The organism is Aeromicrobium sp. MLTX1, from assembly GCF_046452335.1.
In the GTDB taxonomy this organism is placed as follows: Bacteria; Actinomycetota; Actinomycetes; order Propionibacteriales; family Nocardioidaceae; genus Aeromicrobium.
In genome coordinates this window covers 90,731-107,198 of sequence record NZ_JBKFDN010000001.1, presented here as the reverse complement: position 1 = coordinate 107,198, position 16,468 = coordinate 90,731, and the positions used below count along the sequence as shown (strand labels likewise).

General features: G+C 73.7%; 13 protein-coding genes. 7 read left to right on the top strand and 6 right to left on the bottom strand.

Annotation, left to right across the window (positions count from 1 at the left end):
• Positions 1-40 precede the first annotated feature (40 nt).
• The 3 genes from ACK99Q_RS00455 to nudC are packed head-to-tail and all read left to right on the top strand — an operon-like array spanning position 41 to position 7,215.
• Complete coding sequence (locus tag ACK99Q_RS00455; RefSeq protein ID WP_410184296.1) at positions 41-3,223, top strand: ATP-dependent helicase; 3,183 nt, start codon at positions 41-43, stop codon at positions 3,221-3,223.
• The gene (locus ACK99Q_RS00450; protein WP_410184295.1) at positions 3,220-6,348 is read left to right on the top strand and encodes a UvrD-helicase domain-containing protein; all 3,129 of its coding nucleotides are present in this window, start codon (positions 3,220-3,222) and stop codon (positions 6,346-6,348) included. The genes ACK99Q_RS00455 and ACK99Q_RS00450 overlap by 4 nt, the downstream gene beginning before the upstream one ends.
• A gap of 3 nt (positions 6,349-6,351) precedes the next feature.
• Positions 6,352-7,215: an NAD(+) diphosphatase gene (nudC, locus tag ACK99Q_RS00445; protein ID WP_410184294.1), complete on the top strand. Its 864-nt coding sequence runs from the start codon at positions 6,352-6,354 to the stop codon at positions 7,213-7,215.
• 21 nt (positions 7,216-7,236) lie between these two features.
• Here the strand turns inward: nudC and ACK99Q_RS00440 are convergent, their stop codons facing one another.
• A complete protein-coding gene (locus tag ACK99Q_RS00440; protein ID WP_410184293.1) occupies positions 7,237-7,482 on the bottom strand; it encodes a mycoredoxin in 246 nt (81 codons plus the stop codon).
• 151 nt (positions 7,483-7,633) lie between these two features.
• On the opposite strand from ACK99Q_RS00440, the gene ACK99Q_RS00435 reads away from it, so the two are divergent.
• The gene (locus ACK99Q_RS00435) at positions 7,634-9,625 is read left to right on the top strand and encodes an ATP-dependent helicase (RefSeq protein ID WP_410184292.1); all 1,992 of its coding nucleotides are present in this window, start codon (positions 7,634-7,636) and stop codon (positions 9,623-9,625) included.
• A 3-nt stretch (positions 9,626-9,628) separates the two neighbouring features.
• Here ACK99Q_RS00435 and ACK99Q_RS00430 read toward each other — a convergent pair whose 3' ends face one another.
• The 3 genes from ACK99Q_RS00430 to ACK99Q_RS00420 form a co-directional block, all read right to left on the bottom strand.
• Positions 9,629-10,990, bottom strand: a complete 1,362-nt coding sequence (locus ACK99Q_RS00430; RefSeq protein WP_410184291.1) for an ABC1 kinase family protein — start codon at positions 10,988-10,990, stop codon at positions 9,629-9,631.
• A 36-nt stretch (positions 10,991-11,026) separates the two neighbouring features.
• Entirely contained in the window at positions 11,027-11,818 is a 792-nt protein-coding gene (locus tag ACK99Q_RS00425; protein WP_410184290.1) for a hypothetical protein, read from the bottom strand.
• A 97-nt stretch (positions 11,819-11,915) separates the two neighbouring features.
• The gene (locus tag ACK99Q_RS00420; protein ID WP_179425886.1) at positions 11,916-12,074 is read right to left on the bottom strand and encodes a DUF5679 domain-containing protein; all 159 of its coding nucleotides are present in this window, start codon (positions 12,072-12,074) and stop codon (positions 11,916-11,918) included.
• Positions 12,075-12,365: 291 nt separating this feature from the next.
• Between ACK99Q_RS00420 and ACK99Q_RS00415 the strand changes: the two genes are divergently transcribed.
• The gene (locus ACK99Q_RS00415) at positions 12,366-12,872 is read left to right on the top strand and encodes a M48 family metallopeptidase (RefSeq protein WP_410184289.1); all 507 of its coding nucleotides are present in this window, start codon (positions 12,366-12,368) and stop codon (positions 12,870-12,872) included.
• On the opposite strand, the gene ACK99Q_RS00410 is transcribed toward ACK99Q_RS00415, so the two are convergent.
• Positions 12,796-13,368 (bottom strand): NUDIX hydrolase, encoded by a 573-nt coding sequence (locus tag ACK99Q_RS00410; RefSeq protein WP_410184288.1) that lies wholly within the window; start codon positions 13,366-13,368, stop codon positions 12,796-12,798. The two genes, ACK99Q_RS00415 and ACK99Q_RS00410, sit on opposite strands and share 77 nt — an antisense overlap.
• Entirely contained in the window at positions 13,365-14,669 is a 1,305-nt protein-coding gene (locus tag ACK99Q_RS00405) for a zinc-dependent metalloprotease (RefSeq protein WP_410184287.1), read from the bottom strand. The genes ACK99Q_RS00410 and ACK99Q_RS00405 overlap by 4 nt, the downstream gene beginning before the upstream one ends.
• Positions 14,670-14,737: 68 nt before the next feature.
• Here ACK99Q_RS00405 and ACK99Q_RS00400 point away from each other — a divergent pair, with 68 nt between their 5' ends.
• Positions 14,738-15,808, top strand: coding sequence for a PDZ domain-containing protein (locus ACK99Q_RS00400; RefSeq protein WP_410184286.1), 1,071 nt, complete (start codon positions 14,738-14,740; stop codon positions 15,806-15,808).
• Entirely contained in the window at positions 15,801-16,346 is a 546-nt protein-coding gene (locus ACK99Q_RS00395) for a PPA1309 family protein (RefSeq protein ID WP_410184285.1), read from the top strand. The genes ACK99Q_RS00400 and ACK99Q_RS00395 overlap by 8 nt, the downstream gene beginning before the upstream one ends.
• Positions 16,347-16,468 lie beyond the last annotated feature (122 nt).

Below are 16,468 nucleotides of genomic sequence, written 5' to 3'. Positions count from 1 at the left end.
GCTCCCGAGGAGTGTCGGCGGGGTCTGGTTCCATGGGCGTGTGCCACCCGAGTTCGTCCTGCAGCGGCCCGAGCCCGTGCGCGCCGACGCGCCCGCGCTCGACGCGTCGCAGCGCTCCGTCGTCGACCACCGCGGCGGTCCGCTGCTGGTCCTCGCGGGGCCGGGAACCGGCAAGACCACCACGCTCGTCGAGGTCGTCGTCGACCGCATCGAGTCGGGCGAGCTCACGCCCGAGCAGATCCTCGTCCTGACCTTCAGCCGCAAGGCCGCGGGCGAGCTGCGCGACCGCATCGGCCGCCGGCTGTCGGCGACGTCGGGCACGGTTCCGGCGATGACCTTCCACGCGTTCTGCTACGCCCTCGTCCGCGAGTTCAGCGACCCCGAGGCGTTCGCGGCCCCGCCCGAGCTGATGACCGCGCCCACCCGCGACGCGGTCGTGGCCGATCTGCTCGGCGGGCACGACCCGTCGACCTGGCCCGAGTCGCTGCGCGAGGCGCTCGGCACCCGCGGTCTCGCGGCCGAGCTCCAGTCGTTCATGGCGGCCGCGGTCACCCGCGGGCTCGGTCCCGACGACCTGCGCGCCCTCGCCGCCACGCGCGAGCGGCCCGAGTGGGCCCGCGTCGCCGACGCGATCGAGGAGTACCACCAGGTCATCGACTTCCAGAACCGCACGGACTACACCGACCTCGTCACGCGTGCGGCCGCGATCGCCGGCGACCTCGACCACCGCCGTGCGCTGCGCGACCGGTACCGCCTCGTCGTGGTGGACGAGTACCAGGACACCGATCCGCTCCAGGTGCGGCTGCTGCACGACCTCGCCGGCGACGGGCGCGACCTCGTGGTCGTCGGCGACCACGACCAGGCGATCTACGGCTTCCGCGGCGCCGACCCGAGTGCGATCACGCGGTTCCCCCAGCAGTTCGGTGCGGCCGACCGTCCGGCGCCCACCGTCGCCCTCACCACCACGCGTCGCTTCGGGCCGCGCATCCTGGCCGCGGCGGGCATCGCGCTCGGCAGCCCTCCGGTCCCGCCCGGGCTCGACGCCAAGGCCGCCGCCCAGCACCGCAACCTGCACTCGGCCGCCCGGGAGGAGGGCCAGGTCGAGGTCGTCACGTACGCCTCGGCCACGGCCGAGGCCGAGCACATCGCGGGCGTGCTGCGTCGGGCCCACCTCGACGACGGACTCGCGTGGTCCGACATGGCCGTGCTCGTGCGCACGGGCGCCGACCTCACGCGTCTCCAGCGCATCCTCGGTCCGGCCGGCGTGCCGGTCGAGGTCGCGGGCGACGAGGTGCCGCTCGTCGCGCAGCCGGCCGTCCGCACCCTGCTGCTGGCGCTGGAGGCGGCCGATCGGATCGCTCGCGAGGAGCCGCTCGACTCCGAGATGGCCGAGGCGCTGCTGACGGGTCCGCTCGCGGGTCTCGACGGACCGGCGATGCGGCGGCTCGGTCGCGCGCTGCGCCGGCGCGACCCCGAGACCCCCTCGAGCGAGCTCGTCGCCGCCTCCCTGCACGATCCGACCGCGTTGGGCGTCGAGACCTCCGACCCCTCGACCGCCGACGCGGTCGGCGCCGCGCGCGACCTTGCGGCCCTGCTGGGGCGGGCCGCGGCCGTGCTGCGCCGGGGAGAGCCGCCTGAGCAGGCGCTGTGGCTGCTGTGGGACGGCACCCGGTGGCCCGCGCGCCTGCGCGAGCAGTGGGGCACCGTCGAGGGCCGGGTCCACGCCGACCGCGACCTCGACGCGGTGTGCGCGCTGTTCCGGCACGCCGCGCGGGCCGAGGAGGGCGGTCGCCGTCGCGACACCGTCAACTTCGTCGCCGAGCTGCGCGCCCAGCAGATCCCGGCCGACCAGCTCGAGACCAGCGCCGCCCGACCCGATGCCGTCCGGCTCATGACCGCGCACCGCTCGAAGGGCCTTGAGTGGCCACTCGTCGTCGTCGCCGGCGTCCAGTCCGACCGCTGGCCCGACCTGCGCTCGCGCGGCAGCCTGCTGCGCTCGGAGCACCTTGACGGACCGGTCGGTCCGGGTGCTCGCGGCGAGCAGCTGCGCGAGGAGCGGCGGCTGTTCTACGTCGCGTGCACCCGCGCCACGAGCCGCCTCGTGGTCACCGCCGTGCAGACGCCCACCGATGACGGCGACCAGCCCTCGCGCTTCGTCACCGAGCTGATCGCCGCGGGCTTCGGCGTCGACGCCGACCTGCCGCTGGGCCGTCCCGCCCGTCCCGTCTCGCTGCGCGGTGTCGTGGCCGAGCTGCGCCGCATCGGCGAGCAGTCCGACGACGAGTCGGTGCGCGACGAGGCCGCCGCGATGCTCGCCGAGATCGTCCGCGCCGACCTCGCCCTCACGCGCGCCGCCGACCCCGCCCGCTGGTGGGGCCTCGCCGCGCCCACGCAGGCCGAGTCGCCCTGGCGTCCGGCGGCCCAGCCGCTCGCCCTGTCGGGCTCTGCGGTCGAGGGGATCACGGCGTGCTCGCTGCGCTGGTTCCTCGGGCGCGAGGCGCACGGCGAGTCCGCGTCCACCTCGGCCCAGGGCTTCGGCTCGATCGTCCACGCCCTCGCGGCCGATGTCGTCCAGCGCGGCGTCGAGCCCGACGAGGTCGCGATGGCGGCACGCCTCGACGAGGTCTGGCACCGGCTCGACCACCAGGCGGCCTGGCTGGGCGAGCGCGAGCGTCAGGCCGCGCACGAGACCCTCACCCGCTTCGCGCGCTGGCACCGCGCCAACCCGCGCACGCCGCTCGCGGCCGAGCACTCCTTCACCACCACGCTCGTCGTGGGCGGCGAGGAGGTGCTGCTGCGCGGCTCGATGGACCGGGTCGAGATCGACGCCCAGGGGCACGTGCACGTCGTCGACTTCAAGACCAGCCGCAACGCGCCCGGTCCGCGCAAGATCGCCGAGCACGCGCAGCTGGGGATCTACCAGGTCGCCGTCGAGCACGGCGCCGTCGCCTCGCTCGGCGTCGAGGAGGCCCGCTCGGGCGGCGCCGAGCTCGTCCAGCTGCGCACCCCGTCCGGCGCGAAGGACCCCGACTCGCCCAAGGTGCAGCCGCAGGCCTCGCCCGCGCCCGACGAGGCGTTCTTCGCCCTCGACCTGCTGGCCGAGTCGGCCCGCACGGTCCGCGACGAGCGCCTCGTGGCCCGGCCCAACGACCACTGCGGCTTCTGCGACTTCCGCACGCTGTGCCCCGTGCTCACCGGTCCCACGATCGGAGGTGTCGAGTGACACCGCTCGTGCGCGACACCGACCACCTGCGCGAGGTGCTCGGCATCCCCTTCAGCGAGGCGCAGCTGGCCGCGATCACCGCCGACCCCGCGCAGCCGCAGGCGATCATCGCCGGCGCCGGAGCCGGCAAGACCGCGGTGATGGCCGCCCGCGTCGTGTGGCTCGTCGGTCACCTCGGCTACGCGCCCGACCGGCTGCTGGGCCTGACCTTCACGTCGAAGGCCGCGGCCGAGCTGGCCGGCCGCGTGCGCGAGTCGCTCGAGCTCGTCGGCGACTTCTCCGAGTTCGGCGAGCCGACCGTCTCCACCTACCACGCGTTCGCCGGCACCCTCATCGCCGAGCACGGCCTGCGGATGGGGATCGAGCCCGACCTGCGCGTGCTCGCCGACGCCACCCGCTTCCAGATCGCGGCCCGCACCGCCCGCCGTCACGAGGGCCCGCTGCGCCACGTCTCGGCCTGGCTGCCCACCGTCATCGGCGACCTGCTCGAGCTCGACGGCCAGCTGTCGGAGCACCTCGTCACGACCGACGAGCTCCGCGAGTTCGACCGCGCCACGATCGAGCGCGCCCAGTCCGCCGAGAAGCAGCTCAAGTGGCACGAGGAGATCGTCGCGGCCTGCCTCAAGCGCGACGAGCTGGCCGACCTCGTCGACGAGTACCGCGCCGCCAAGGCCGATGCGGGCGTCATGGACTTCTCCGACCAGATGGCCTGGGGCGCCCAGCTGGCCACCCTGCCCGAGGTCCAGCAGGTCCTGCGCGAGCGCTTCGACGTCGTGCTGCTCGACGAGTACCAGGACACCTCGGTCGCCCAGCGCGACCTGCTGCAGGCCTTGTTCGCGGGCCGGCCCATCAGCGCCGTCGGCGACCCGGCCCAGGGCATCTACGGCTGGCGCGGCGCCGCCTCGGGCAACCTCACGGCGTTCCTCGACGACTTCCCGGGTGCGGGCGGCGCGAAGGGCCGACTGTTCAGCCTCGACGTCACCCGCCGCTGCGCGCCCGAGATCATCGACCTCGCCGGCCACGTCGCGCGCGACTACTACGGCTCACCCGGCGTCGCCGAGATCGTCACGCCGCTGAAGGCCGCGCCCGAGAACCCGTCGGGCGAGGTGTCGGTCGCGCTGCACCAGGGCGTCGCCGAGGAGATCGAGGCGCTCGTGGACCTCGTCGTCGACTCGGTCGAGCGGGGCGTCGAGCGCCGTGAGATCGCCGTCCTGGTGCGCACCACCAACGAGAACCCCGAGATCGTGCGGGCGCTGCGCTCGCGGGGCCTGCCCGTCGAGATCGTGGGCCTGACCGGCTTGCTCCAGCAGCCCGAGGTCGTCGACGTGCTGTCCGTGCTGGCGGTCCTCGACGACGTCACGGCCAACCCGGCCGTCCTGCGCCTGCTCACCGGCGTGCGCTGGCGGATCGGCGAGCGCGACCTCGCCCTGCTGGGTCGTCGCGCCGCCGAGCTCGGCCGCCAGTGGCGCGACGGCGGAGAGGTCGACCCCAGCGACCCCGATGCTCTCCTGCAGGCGGCGCTCGACGAGGCCACCACGGGCGTCGACCCCACCGAGATCGTCTCGCTGGCCGAGGCCATCGAGGACCCGGGCGACGCCGCCTACTCCGACGAGGCGCGTGCCCGGTTCGCCGACCTGGCCGCGATGCTGCGGCGGCTGCGTCGTCACGCGCACGAGCCGCTGCTCGACCTCGCCCGCCGCGTCGTCACCGAGCTCGACCTCGACGTCGAGCTGCCGGTCGCGGGCGTGCCCACCGACAACCTCGCGCTGCTGATCGACGCGATCGGCGACTACGCCCAGCACGACCGCTACGCCTCGCTGCCGGGCCTGCTCGCCCACCTCGACGCCGAGCGCGAGTACAACGAGGGCATGGAGCTCAGCGCTCCGTCCGACGCCGACTCGATCAAGCTGCTGACGATCCACCGCGCGAAGGGCCTGGAGTTCGAGGAGGTCTTCGTGCCGTTCGTGTCCGGCACGGTCTTCCCGTCCGGCCGCGGGCGCTCGCGCTGGCCCACCGTCGCCAAGGCGCTGCCCGCCCCGCTGCGCGGCGACGTCGACTTCGTCCCGCAGGTCGCCGAGTTCACCAGCCCCGCGAAGAAGGCGTTCGAGGACGACACCCGCCGCGACGCGCTGATGGAGGAGATCCGGCTGGCCTACGTCGCGTTCACGCGCGCCAGGCGCGGCCTGCACGTCAGCGGCCACCGCTGGGGTCGCACCCAGCTCCGTCCGCGCGCCGAGTCGCAGTTCCTCGTCGACGTCCGCGACTGGCTGGCGCAGCGCGGGATCGACCCCGTCGTGTGGGCCGAGCCGCCGGCCGACGACGACCAGAACCCGCACCTGGTCGACCAGACCGTGCCGTGGCCTGTCGCGCTCACCTCGTTCGACCGCCGCCGCGAGCTCGCCGACGCCGTCCGCCGCCATCTCGACGCGGAGGAGGCGCCTCCGGTCGAGGGCGACGAGCGCCTCGCCGAGCTGCGCACCGACCTCGACCTGCTGCTGGAGGAGGCCCGCGCCCGTGCCGAGCGGGCCGTCCACGTCGAGCTCCCGGCCTCGCTGTCGGCCACGTCCGTCCTCGCGCTGGCCGAGGACGAGGAGGCCTTCGTGCGGGCGCTCGCGCGGCCGATGCCGCGTCAGCCCTCGGCGGCGGCCCGCTTCGGCACGCGGTTCCACGCCTGGATCGAGGCCCGCTACGGACAGCAGACGCTGCTCGACCCCGACGAGCTGCCCGGCCGCGGCGACGCCGAGGTGATGGACGAGTCCGACCTCGAGGCGCTCAAGGAGGCGTTCGAGTCCGGACCGTTCGCCGGTCGCGAGCCCGTCGCGATCGAGGCGCCGTTCACGCTGCGCCTCGGGGGCCAGCAGGTGATCGGACGGATCGACGCCGTCTTCGCCACCGAGCTCGCCGACGGGACCCAGGGCTTCGAGGTCGTCGACTGGAAGACCAACCGCACGCCCGACGCCGACCCGCTCCAGCTCGCGCTCTACCGCCTGGCGTGGGCCGAGATGCACGACCTCGACCCGCGTCAGGTCGTGGGCACGTTCCACTACGTCCGCCTCGGGCAGTCGCACACGTTCGACGACCTGCCCGAGCGTGCGGCGCTCGAGACGCGGCTCGGGTTACGGTGAGGCGTGGATTTCGCGTTCGAACGGGCCCGGCACGACCGAGCGGGAAACCTGCGAGGCAGCGATGAGCTGTGGCGGACCCCCGGCACGCGGGTGCTGGTCCTGGGCGGCGAGCACGTGGCCACGGTCGACGGACCCGCGCTGCGGTGGGTGCCGGTCGACGAGGCGCCCGACGGCGAGTGGATCCTGCTCGGCGACCAGAACGGCACGCGCCACGCGGCCGTGGCGGTGCAGCGGGTCCCGCGCGAGCTGAGCCCCGTGAGCGTCCGGGTGCTGGCGCCGCTGCTCGACCCCGACGAGCTCTCGCTGGCGATCCACGCGGTCGGCCTGGCGCGCTGGCTGCAGTCGCACACCTACTGCTCGCGCTGCGGCGAGTACCTCTACAGCGCCCAGGCGGGCCACCTGCGCATCTGCCCGTCGTGCGGCACCGAGCACTACCCGCGCACCGATCCCGCCGTGATCATGCTGGTCACCGATGCCGACGACCGCGCGCTGCTGGCGCGGAACCCGAACTGGCCCGAGGGCCGCTTCTCCACGCTCGCGGGCTTCGTCGAGCCGGGCGAGACTCTCGAGGACGCGGTGCGCCGCGAGGTGGCCGAGGAGGTCGGCGTGCAGGTGGAGCGCGCGAGCTACCTCGGCAGTCAGCCGTGGCCGTTCCCGCAGAGCCTCATGCTCGGCTTCAACGCCGTCGCCGAGACCACCGACCTCGTGCTCGATCCCAAGGAGATCGCCGAGGCGCGTTGGTTCACCCGCGAGGAGCTGCTCGCCGCGGTCGAGTCCGAGCAGGTCGTGCTGCCGCCGCCGAAGGTCTCGATCTCGCGCTGGCTCGTCGAGCAGTGGTACGGCGGTGAGCTCCCCGGCGCCTGGTAGGCGCCGGGGCACTTCGGAAACTCAGGCCCCGAGCTGCGCCTTGACCTGCGCGACCGAGGGGTTCGTGAGGGCGGTGCCGTCGGGGAAGACGAGCGTGGGAACGGTCTGGTTGCCGCCGTTGGCCTGCTCGACGATCAGGGCCGAGTCCGGATCCTGCTCGATGTCGACCTCGGTGAACTCGATGCCCTCGCGCTGCAGCTGCGACTTGAGGCGGTGGCAGTAGCCGCACCACGGCGTGGAGTACAGGACGAACGATGCGTCGGACATCGGGACCCTCTCGGTCGATCGATTGCTTCTGTCATGGTCAACGTGCCCGCTGATCCTCCCATTCCCGGGCGGCCTGTGTGCGACCGCCGATCGTGTCGCCGGCCGGGGCTACGCTGGTCGCTGCCCACCCCCGCACGCGATCTGGGAGACCATGTCTGACGCCGACGACCTGCTCAACGGACTCGACCCCGAGCAGCGCGAGGTCGCGACCACGCTGAGGGGCCCGCTGTGCGTCATCGCGGGCGCCGGCACCGGCAAGACCCGGGCCATCACCCACCGCATCGCCTACGGCACCGCCACGGGCGTCTACAAGCCCACCGAGGTCCTCGCCGTCACGTTCACGGTCAAGGCGGCGGGCGAGATGCGCGAGCGTCTGCGCACCCTCGGTGCCGCGGGCGTGCAGGCCCGCACGTTCCACTCCGCCGCCCTGCGCCAGGCGCGCTACTTCTGGCCGCGCGTCTACGGCACCGAGTTCCCGCAGATCCTCGAGTCCAAGTTCGCCTTCGTCGCCGAGGCCGCGCGCCAGGTGGGCGTGCGTGCCGACCAGGCGCTGCTGCGCGACCTGTCGGCCGAGGTCGAGTGGGCCAAGGTCTCCAACGTCCGCCCCGACGACTACGGCGCCGAGGCGATCCGCCGCCAGCGCACCGTCGGCGACATCGACCCGGGCGAGGTCGGCGCCGTGCTGCGCGCCTACGAGCAGGTCAAGCGCGACCGCGGCCGCATCGACATGGAGGACATCCTCCTCATCACCGCCGCGATCCTCGCCGACGATCCGGCCATCGCGGCCGAGATCCGCCGCCAGTACAAGTGGTTCGTCGTCGACGAGTTCCAGGACGTCAACCCGCTCCAGTCCACGCTGCTCGACCTGTGGCTCGGCGGCCGCGACGAGGTGTGCGTGGTCGGCGACCCGCGCCAGACGATCTACACGTTCGCCGGCGCCTCGGCCACGATCCTGGGCGACTTCACCACGCGCCGGTTCCCCGACGCCCCCCGCATCGAGCTCGTCCGGAACTACCGCTCCACGCCGCAGATCGTCGCCGCCGCCAACGAGGTGTTCGCCGGCCGCGGCCCCTCGGTCACCCTCGGCGTGCGGCTGCAGTCGCAGAACTCGCCCGGCCCCGCCGTCGACTACCGTCCGTTCGCCGACGAGCCCGCCGAGGCCGACGCGATCGCCGACCGCATCGTCGCGCTGCACCGTCAGGGCGTGCCCTACCGCGAGATGGCCGTGCTCTACCGGATCAACGCCCAGTCCGAGGTCTACGAGGAGGCCATCGGTCGCCTCCAGATCCCGTACTCGATGCGCGGTGGCACGGGCTTCTTCCAGCGGCCCGAGGTGCGCCAGGCGGTCACCCTGCTGCGCGGCTCGGCCCACGCGGGGGAGGGGTCCGGCTCGCTGGCCGACGACGTCCGCGCCGTGCTCGCGGCGATGGACTTCTCCGAGACCCCGCCCGAGGGCCGCGGCGCCGTGCGCGACCGCTGGGAGTCGCTGCAGGCGATCCACACGATGGCCGTCGACCTGGCGCAGGAGCAGCCGCAGGCCGACCTCGCCGCCCTCGTGGCCGACCTCGACCGCCGCGCCGACCAGGCGCACGCCCCGTCCACCGACGGCGTCACGCTGTCCACCTTCCACGCCGCCAAGGGCCTGGAGTGGGACGCCGTCTTCCTCGCCGGCGCGCAGGAGGGCACGCTGCCGTACGTCGCCACCATGGACGACCCCGCCTCGGTCGAGGAGGAGCGCCGGCTGTTCTACGTCGGCCTCACCCGCGCCCGGCGCCACCTCATGGTGTCGTGGTCGGCCGCGCGCAAGGCGGGCGGACAGGCGCGCCGCAAGCCCAGCCGGTTCCTTGACCGCCTCCTGCCCGAAGAGGTCCAGGTCTCGCGCGCGCCCAAGCGCAAGGTCAAGCTGCCCACGCCCGACCTCGACTACGACGAGGCGCTGTTCGAGCGCCTGCGCGCGTGGCGCAAGGAGGTCTCGCAGGAGGAGAGCAAGCCGGCGTTCACCGTCTTCAACGACGCCACGCTCAAGGCCATCGCGGCGCTGCGACCCAGCAGCGGCGACCAGCTCCTGCAGGTCTCGGGCGTCGGTCAGTCCAAGCTGGAGAAGTACGGCGGCGACGTCCTCGCGGTGGTCGCCGACTCCTGAGGCTCAGGCGGCGTCGAAGCCCGGCAGCGAGTCCGCCACGATGCCGCGGAAGCGCGCCGTGGCGCCCAGCTGGCACAGCACGCCCACGCCGCCGGCCCACACGCGGTGGATCAGCAGGTAGCTCGGCGGGACGGTGAGCTTGAGCGCGGTGCCCATGCCCTCGGCACCCGGCGACGACAGGCGCTGGCCCTGCCTGCGCAGCCAGTCGCGGTCGAAGGTGAACGCCTCGACCGCCACGGGCTCCACGATTGGACCGAGGTAGCGAGCCAGCACGTCGGGGTCGACGTTGCTGCCCTGGCGCACGAAGCCCTCGCGGCGCAGGCCCTCGGCCACCGTGACGTAGTCGCCGTCGGCGGCGGCCCGCAGCAGCGGGCCCATCGGCGCGGGCAGCCCGTCGGGCAGCCGCGCGACGGCGCCGTAGTCCACCACGCCGAGTCGCCCGTCGGGCAGCACGCGGAAGTTGCCCGGGTGCGGGTCGGCGTGCAGCAGGCCCGCGCGCGCCGGCCCCTCGAACAGGAAGCGCACGTAGGTCTCGCCGAGCCGGTCGCGCTCCTCGGGGGTGCCGTCGGTGATCACGTCGGCCAGCGAGCGGTCACCGGGCAGCCACGTGGTCACCAAGGCACGCTCGGTGTGCGCGAGCGGTCGCGGCACGACGATGTTCGGATCGTCGGCGAACGCCTCGGCGAACCGCGCCTGCGCGTCGGCCTCGAGCGAGTAGTCGAGCTCCTCGGCGACCCGCTCCTGCAGCTCGCGCACGAGCGCCTTCACGTCGACGCCCGGCATCATCGTGCCGAGCAGCCGCGCCAGCCGGCCGATCTGACGCAGGTCGGAGTTCAGTGCCTCGGCGGCGCCGGGGTACTGCAGCTTGACGGCGACCTCGACCGGCTCCGCGCCCGGCTCGGCGACGAAGCCACTGCGGTGCACCTGTCCGATCGAGGCGGCCGCGGCCGGCGTCATCTCGAAGTCCGGGAAGCGCTCGGGCCAGTCGGGACCGAACTCGCGCACCATGACGCGCTTGACGGTGGGCGATCCCATGGGCGGCGCCGCGTCCTGGAGCTTCGTCAGCGCCTCGCGGTACGGGGCGATGACCTCCTCGGGCAGCGCGGCCTCGAAGATGCTCAGTGCCTGGCCGAACTTCATCGCGCCGCCCTTGAGCTGCCCGAGGACGGAGAACACCTGGTCGGCGGTGCGGCGCTGGACGTCGGTCATCACCGCGGCGGCGGGAGCGCCGACGAGTCGGCGTCCGATGCCCCAGGTCGTGCGGGCCGCGAAGCCGGCGGGGAGGCTGGCCAGGCGGGCCCCGCGTCGCAGGGCACTGCCGGTCAGGGGAGTGTCGGGAGCGTCGTCCGGGTCGGTGTCGGCCACGTGGTCAGGATAGTGGCGCCCGCCGCATCCGACCGGTCACGCGGCGAGCAGCCGGCACGCGCAGTCGATGGCGAACGGGACGTCCTCGACCTCGGGGACGTCGTGCGCAGAGGCCACCGACACGACCCGTCCGAGGGCCGGCGGGCGGCTCCCGTCCCGCAGGCAGTCGACCTGGTGCAGCACCTCGACGGTCGCCCGGAACAGCACGCCTGGTGTGAGCCCGCACGCGAGCAGGCGACCTCGCTCGAACTGCGGGACGAGGGCCCGCCAGCCCGGATCCGCCGCAGCGCGGTGCGCGTCGTGGCATCCGAGGCACGGCGTGACACCGGGTACGACGAGTGGGCCGATCCGCACGCGTCGCTCGTCGAGCACCACCGGCAGGTGCGCGATCCCGGCGCCCACGAGGTGCTCCATCGTGGAGCGGCCGGGCTCGCCCGCGCTGAGGAGGATCTCGAGGTCGGGCTCGGCGGGCGCCGGCCCCAGCGCGTCGATCAGCAGCGCCGCGACGTCGGGCGTGGAGCGGTCGTGGCGCACCGCCACCCGCGGGCCGGAAGGTGCCGGGGCGGGATCGAGGACGGCGCCCGAGGCACGGAGCTCGCGCAGGGTGGCATGGAGGTCGCCGGCGAACTCGGGCACGTCGCGCGCCACGAGATCGGTGAGGACGGACAGCGGCAGCGAGCCGTCGAGGAGGCGCAGGACGCGCGCCAGACCCGGCCGGTCGCGGACGGGGACGCCGGGACTGGTGCCGATCAGGAGCGTGCGGGCGTCGCGACGCAGCAGCAGGGCGCCCGGGAGGAGCCGGGGACCGCGGATCGGAGAGGGCGCCATCGGGCCATCGTGGCCGACGTCCACCGCCGCGCGCCCCGGCGATCCACAGGGGAGAAGGAGCGGCGGTGGGGGCGGCGGTCCGCCCCCACCGCGATGCTCAGGCCTTGCCGAGGATGCGGTTGAGCTTCGTCCCGCACACGGGGCACACACCCTTGGCCATGCGGGTGCCCTTCTCGCTGACCTGGACTTCGCCACTGGTCTCGCGCTTGTCCTTGCACTTCACGCAGTAGAACTCGCCGGTCCATGTCTCCGCCATAGCGGCCTCCTTGCCGATGTGTGCCGCCGAATGTGGCACAGGTCACGCTCAGCCTAGGCGCAAAACGGCGCAAAGAGGCGGCAAGCAAGGGCGAAGCCCCACCCGGCGCGCCTTCCCCTTGCGCGTCGGAGCGGGGCTTCGACTGCGCTCAAGGTAGGCCGACTCCCGGGGCTCGGTCAATGGGTATTTCGGATCTCTGTCCACCGCCTGTGGATGAACCTGTGCACATCGTGTGGGGAACGCCGACGGAGGGTGTGGGGTTCGTGTGGACAGCCGTCTAGGTTGGTCTCCATGCCCCGGATCGAGGTGCGCCGCAGCGCCCGCAGGACCCGCACCGTCTCGGCGCGCCGCGAGGGCGATCTGACGATCGTGATGATCCCCGCGACCATGTCCGCGCGCGAGGAGCGACGGGCCGTGGACGAGATGGTCGCGAAGCTCGACGCGCGGGAGCAGAGCCGCCGGGCGCCGCGCTCCGACGAGGCGCTCGCCCGTCGCGCGGCCGAGCTCGCGGCCCGCTACGTGCCCGAGGCCCCCGAGCCCGCGTCGGTCCGCTGGGTCACCAACCAGAACACCCGCTGGGGCTCGTGCACGCCGGTCGACCGCACCATCCGGCTGTCGCACCGGCTCCAGGACATGCCCGACCACGTCGTCGACGCCGTGCTGGTGCACGAGCTGACGCACCTCGTCGTCTCGGGCCACGGCCCGCGGTTCGACGCGATCGTCAGGCGACACCCGCGGATGGACGAGGCGATGGGGTTCCTCGAAGGCGTGACCTGGCAGCGTCGACGAGAGCCCTGACCGAGTCGTCGGTCGGCTCGGGCAGCGCGTCGAGCGCAAACCAGCGCACGTCGTCGGACTCGTCCGAGCACTGCGGCTCGGCGCCCACAGGCGCCACCGCCACGAACTGCACGTCGAGGTGGTGGCCGCCCTCGTGGCAGCGCACCGGGTGGCGCGACAGCAGCACCGGCTCGGGATCGATGGCGATCCCGGCGATGCCGGTCTCCTCCTCGGCCTCGCGGCGGGCTGCCTCGGCGAGAGTCACGTCGGCGGACTCGCAGTGACCGCCCGTCTGGAGCCAGCGGTCGAACTTCGGGTGCAGCACGAGGGCCACACGGTCGTGCTCGGCCGAGACGACGAGCGCGCTCGCGGTCACATGGTCGGGCGCGCAGGCGCGCGCGCCGGGCTCGTCATGGGAGTCGGCGTACGCGGCGAAGAGGGCGCGCAGGTCGTCCTGCTCGGCCGACGGCGCGGACCAGCGTGCGAGGACGTCGCGGATGTCGTCGGTCAGGCTCACGGGCGGTCGTCGGGAGTCTCGTCCGCGTCGCCCGGACCGTCGGACGACAGCAGCTCCTGCAGGGCGGCGTCGAAGTCGGCGTCGCTCAGTTCCGCGGTCTGCTTCTCGCAGAAGCCCAGCGGGTCATCGAGGTCGGCCGACGTAGGCAGCAGGTCGGGGTGGCTCCACACCGCGTCGCGCGCCTCGGCGCCGCGACGGTCGCGCAGGGCCGACCACAGGTTGGCGGCGTCGCGCAGGCGGCGGGGTCGCAGCTCGAGCCCGACGAGCGAGGCGAACGTGTCCTCGGCGGGGCCGCCCGTGGCGCGACGGCGACGCATCGCCTCCGACAGCGCGGGAGCGGCGGGCATGACGCCCGCGGTGGCCTGGGTGACGACCTCGTCGACCCAGCCCTCGATGAGGGCCAGCAGCAGCTCGAGGCGCTCCTTGGCGCGCTCCTGCTCGGGCGTGGGCGCGGGGTCGAGAAGTCCGCCCGACAGGGCCTCCTGCATCGCCTCGGGGTTGCCGGGGTCGATCGAGCGCATCTGCTCCTCGATCGCGCCGACGTCGATGCGGATGCCGCGGGCGAAGTCCTCGATCGCGCCGAGCACGGCGCCGCGCAGCCAGGTGGCGTGCGCGTAGAGACGGTGGTGGGCGGCCTCGCGCAGCATCACGTAGAGCAGCACGTCGGACTGGCTGGCCTCGAGGTCGGTGGCGAAGGCCGAGACGTTGTGCGGCAGCACGGCCGCCGTGTGCTCGGGGCCGAGCGGCAGTCCGACCTCGGTGGAGGAGAGGACCTCGGTGGCGAGGGCGCCGATGGCCGAGCCGATCTGCTGGCCGAACATCGCGCCGCCGGCCTGGTTGAGCATGCCGAGCAGGGGGCCGGCCATCGCCTTGGCCTCGGGCGGCATCGCGTCGGCCATGGAGGCGACGACGTGCTGGGCCACGGGCTCGACCATGACCTGCCACGTGGGCATCGTGTGCTCGACCCACTCGGCGCGGCTCCACGCCAGCGCGGACGTGGCGGCGGCGGGCACGTCGGTGGCCTTGTCGAGCCACATCTCGGCCAGCCGTCCGGCGTCGGCGACGGCACCGGTCTGGCCGCTGTGGGGGCTCGGGTCCTCGCCCTCGGCGGCCACCGCGTGGCGGGCCACGTCGGCGGCGAGCTGGTAGTTCACGGTGCCCTCGTGCGGCTCGAACATCCGCTGCATCTGGGACATCATCTGGTTGAGGTCGAACTGACCTGCGCCCATCTGTCCGAACAGGCCCTCCAGGGGCGTGCCCTTGAAGGGGTTCTGGGGGTCCTCGCGCGGTTCCTCGGCCATGGGGCCAGCCTAGGCGCTCCGTCCTGAGGCGTGCCCCGGCGTTTCCCGCCCGGCTCTAGGGTGTCGGTGTGTCATCTCCGCTGCGCCTGAGCCGCCGCACCCTCACCCTCTCCGTGGGCCTGTCCGTCGTGACGGTGCTGACGTGCCTCGTGGCGTTCCTGCCGGTGCCCTTCGTGACGATGCGGCCCGGTCCGGTGTTCAACACGCTCGGCGAGCTGGACGGCACCCCGATGCTCACCTTCGGCGACGACGTCCGCACCTATCCCACCGATGGGCGCCTCGACTTCACGACCGTCTCGGTCACCCGCGCCGAGTCGCGCATGTCGCTGGCCGGAGCGATCGAGGGCTGGCTCGACCCCGACGTCAACGTCGTCCCGCACGACTTCGTCTACCCCGACCACCAGACGAACGAGCAGTCCACGGCCGAGGGCGCAGCCCAGCTGGCCAGCTCCCAGGACGCCTCGCGGGCCGCGGCGCTGCGGGCCGCGGGGATGACGGTCCCCGAGGTGCCGAAGGTGTCAGCCATCGTCGAGGACGGCCCCGCGCAGGGGAAGCTGGAGGTCGACGACCTCATCCTCACCGTGGACGGCGAGAAGGTCGCCTCGCAGGAGGCCGTCGGCCAGGCGGTCGGCGACCGCGAGCCGGGCGACGACGTCACGATCGGCTACCGGCGCGACGGCAAGGACGGCACCGTCACGATCCGCACGACCGCAATGGACGACGACCCCGACCAGGCGCGCGTCGGCATCGCCGTCGGCTCCACGTTCGAGTTCCCGATCGACATCGAGAACCACATCGGCGACCGCGTCGGCGGGCCGAGCGCCGGCACGATGTTCGCGCTGGCGATCTACGACTCCCTCACGCCCGGCGCCCTCACCGGCGGGCAGAACGTGGCCGGAACGGGCACGATCGATCCTGAGGGCACCGTCGGCTCGATCGGCGGCGTCCGCCAGAAGATGGCCGGGGCCGCGGAGGCCGGGGCCGACATCTTCCTCGTGCCGGCGGCCAACTGCCGCGAGGCGGCCGAGGGGGACGACTTCGGCATGACGCTGGTCAAGGTGGCCACGCTGCAGGACGCGATCGATGCGCTGGGCACGCTCGCGAAGGACCCGAAGGCGGAGGTGGCGAGCTGTGAGTGATCCGAAGCTGACCGTGAGCGGGGGTGGCATGGGGGAGGACTCGCCCGTGCGCCGGGCCGCGCTCGAGATCGAGGCGCACGTCAACGACGGCGGCTGGGACCAGCCGCCGCGGCTGTTCGCCCTCGTGCTGACGGGCGACCTGCTCGCCGCGCAGCCCGAGCTCACCGACGAGCTCGGCGCGCCCGACTCCTACACGCCGATCGAGCAGGAGCTGCCGGCCGACCGCCAGGTCGAGGACCTGCTGACCGAGATCGGCTGGCCCGAGGAGGTCGACGGCTGCGCCGTAGTGATGGAGCGGCTGACGCTGCCCGCCGAGGCCGAGGACGACCTCCCGGACGACCCCGCGGCCGCCGCGGAGTACGCCGCGCAGCACCCGGACCGCCAGGAGATGCGCATCGTCGCGGCGGTGCTGCGCGAGGGCGCGGCACACGTCGCGGTGCGTCCGCGGGTGCCCGAGGACGCGCCGCTGATCGAGGGCCCGGAGCTCGTCCCGGGGCTGACCGATCTCGTCGCCGGGACGCTGGCGGACGACGCCTGAGTCCGCGGTTCTTCCACACCCCGTAGGCTTGCGCCACCAGACCCACACTGCTGTGAGCCAGGAGCACCGTGAGCGACATCTTCGGATCGACACCCCCTCGACGCGAGCCTGAACCGCGTTCC

Bases quoted from the DNA above. Each gene is read 5' to 3' on its own strand.
- ACK99Q_RS00415 (WP_410184289.1), top strand. From the start codon at position 12,366: ATGCCCCGGATCGAGGTGCGCCGCAGCGCCCGCAGGACCCGCACCGTC.
- ACK99Q_RS00420 (WP_179425886.1), bottom strand. From the start codon at position 12,074: ATGGCGGAGACATGGACCGGCGAGTTCTACTGCGTGAAGTGCAAGGAC.
- ACK99Q_RS00405 (WP_410184287.1), bottom strand. From the start codon at position 14,669: ATGGCCGAGGAACCGCGCGAGGACCCCCAGAACCCCTTCAAGGGCACG.
- ACK99Q_RS00435 (WP_410184292.1), top strand. From the start codon at position 7,634: ATGTCTGACGCCGACGACCTGCTCAACGGACTCGACCCCGAGCAGCGC.
- ACK99Q_RS00425 (WP_410184290.1), bottom strand. From the start codon at position 11,818: ATGGCGCCCTCTCCGATCCGCGGTCCCCGGCTCCTCCCGGGCGCCCTG.
- ACK99Q_RS00440 (WP_410184293.1), bottom strand. From the start codon at position 7,482: ATGTCCGACGCATCGTTCGTCCTGTACTCCACGCCGTGGTGCGGCTAC.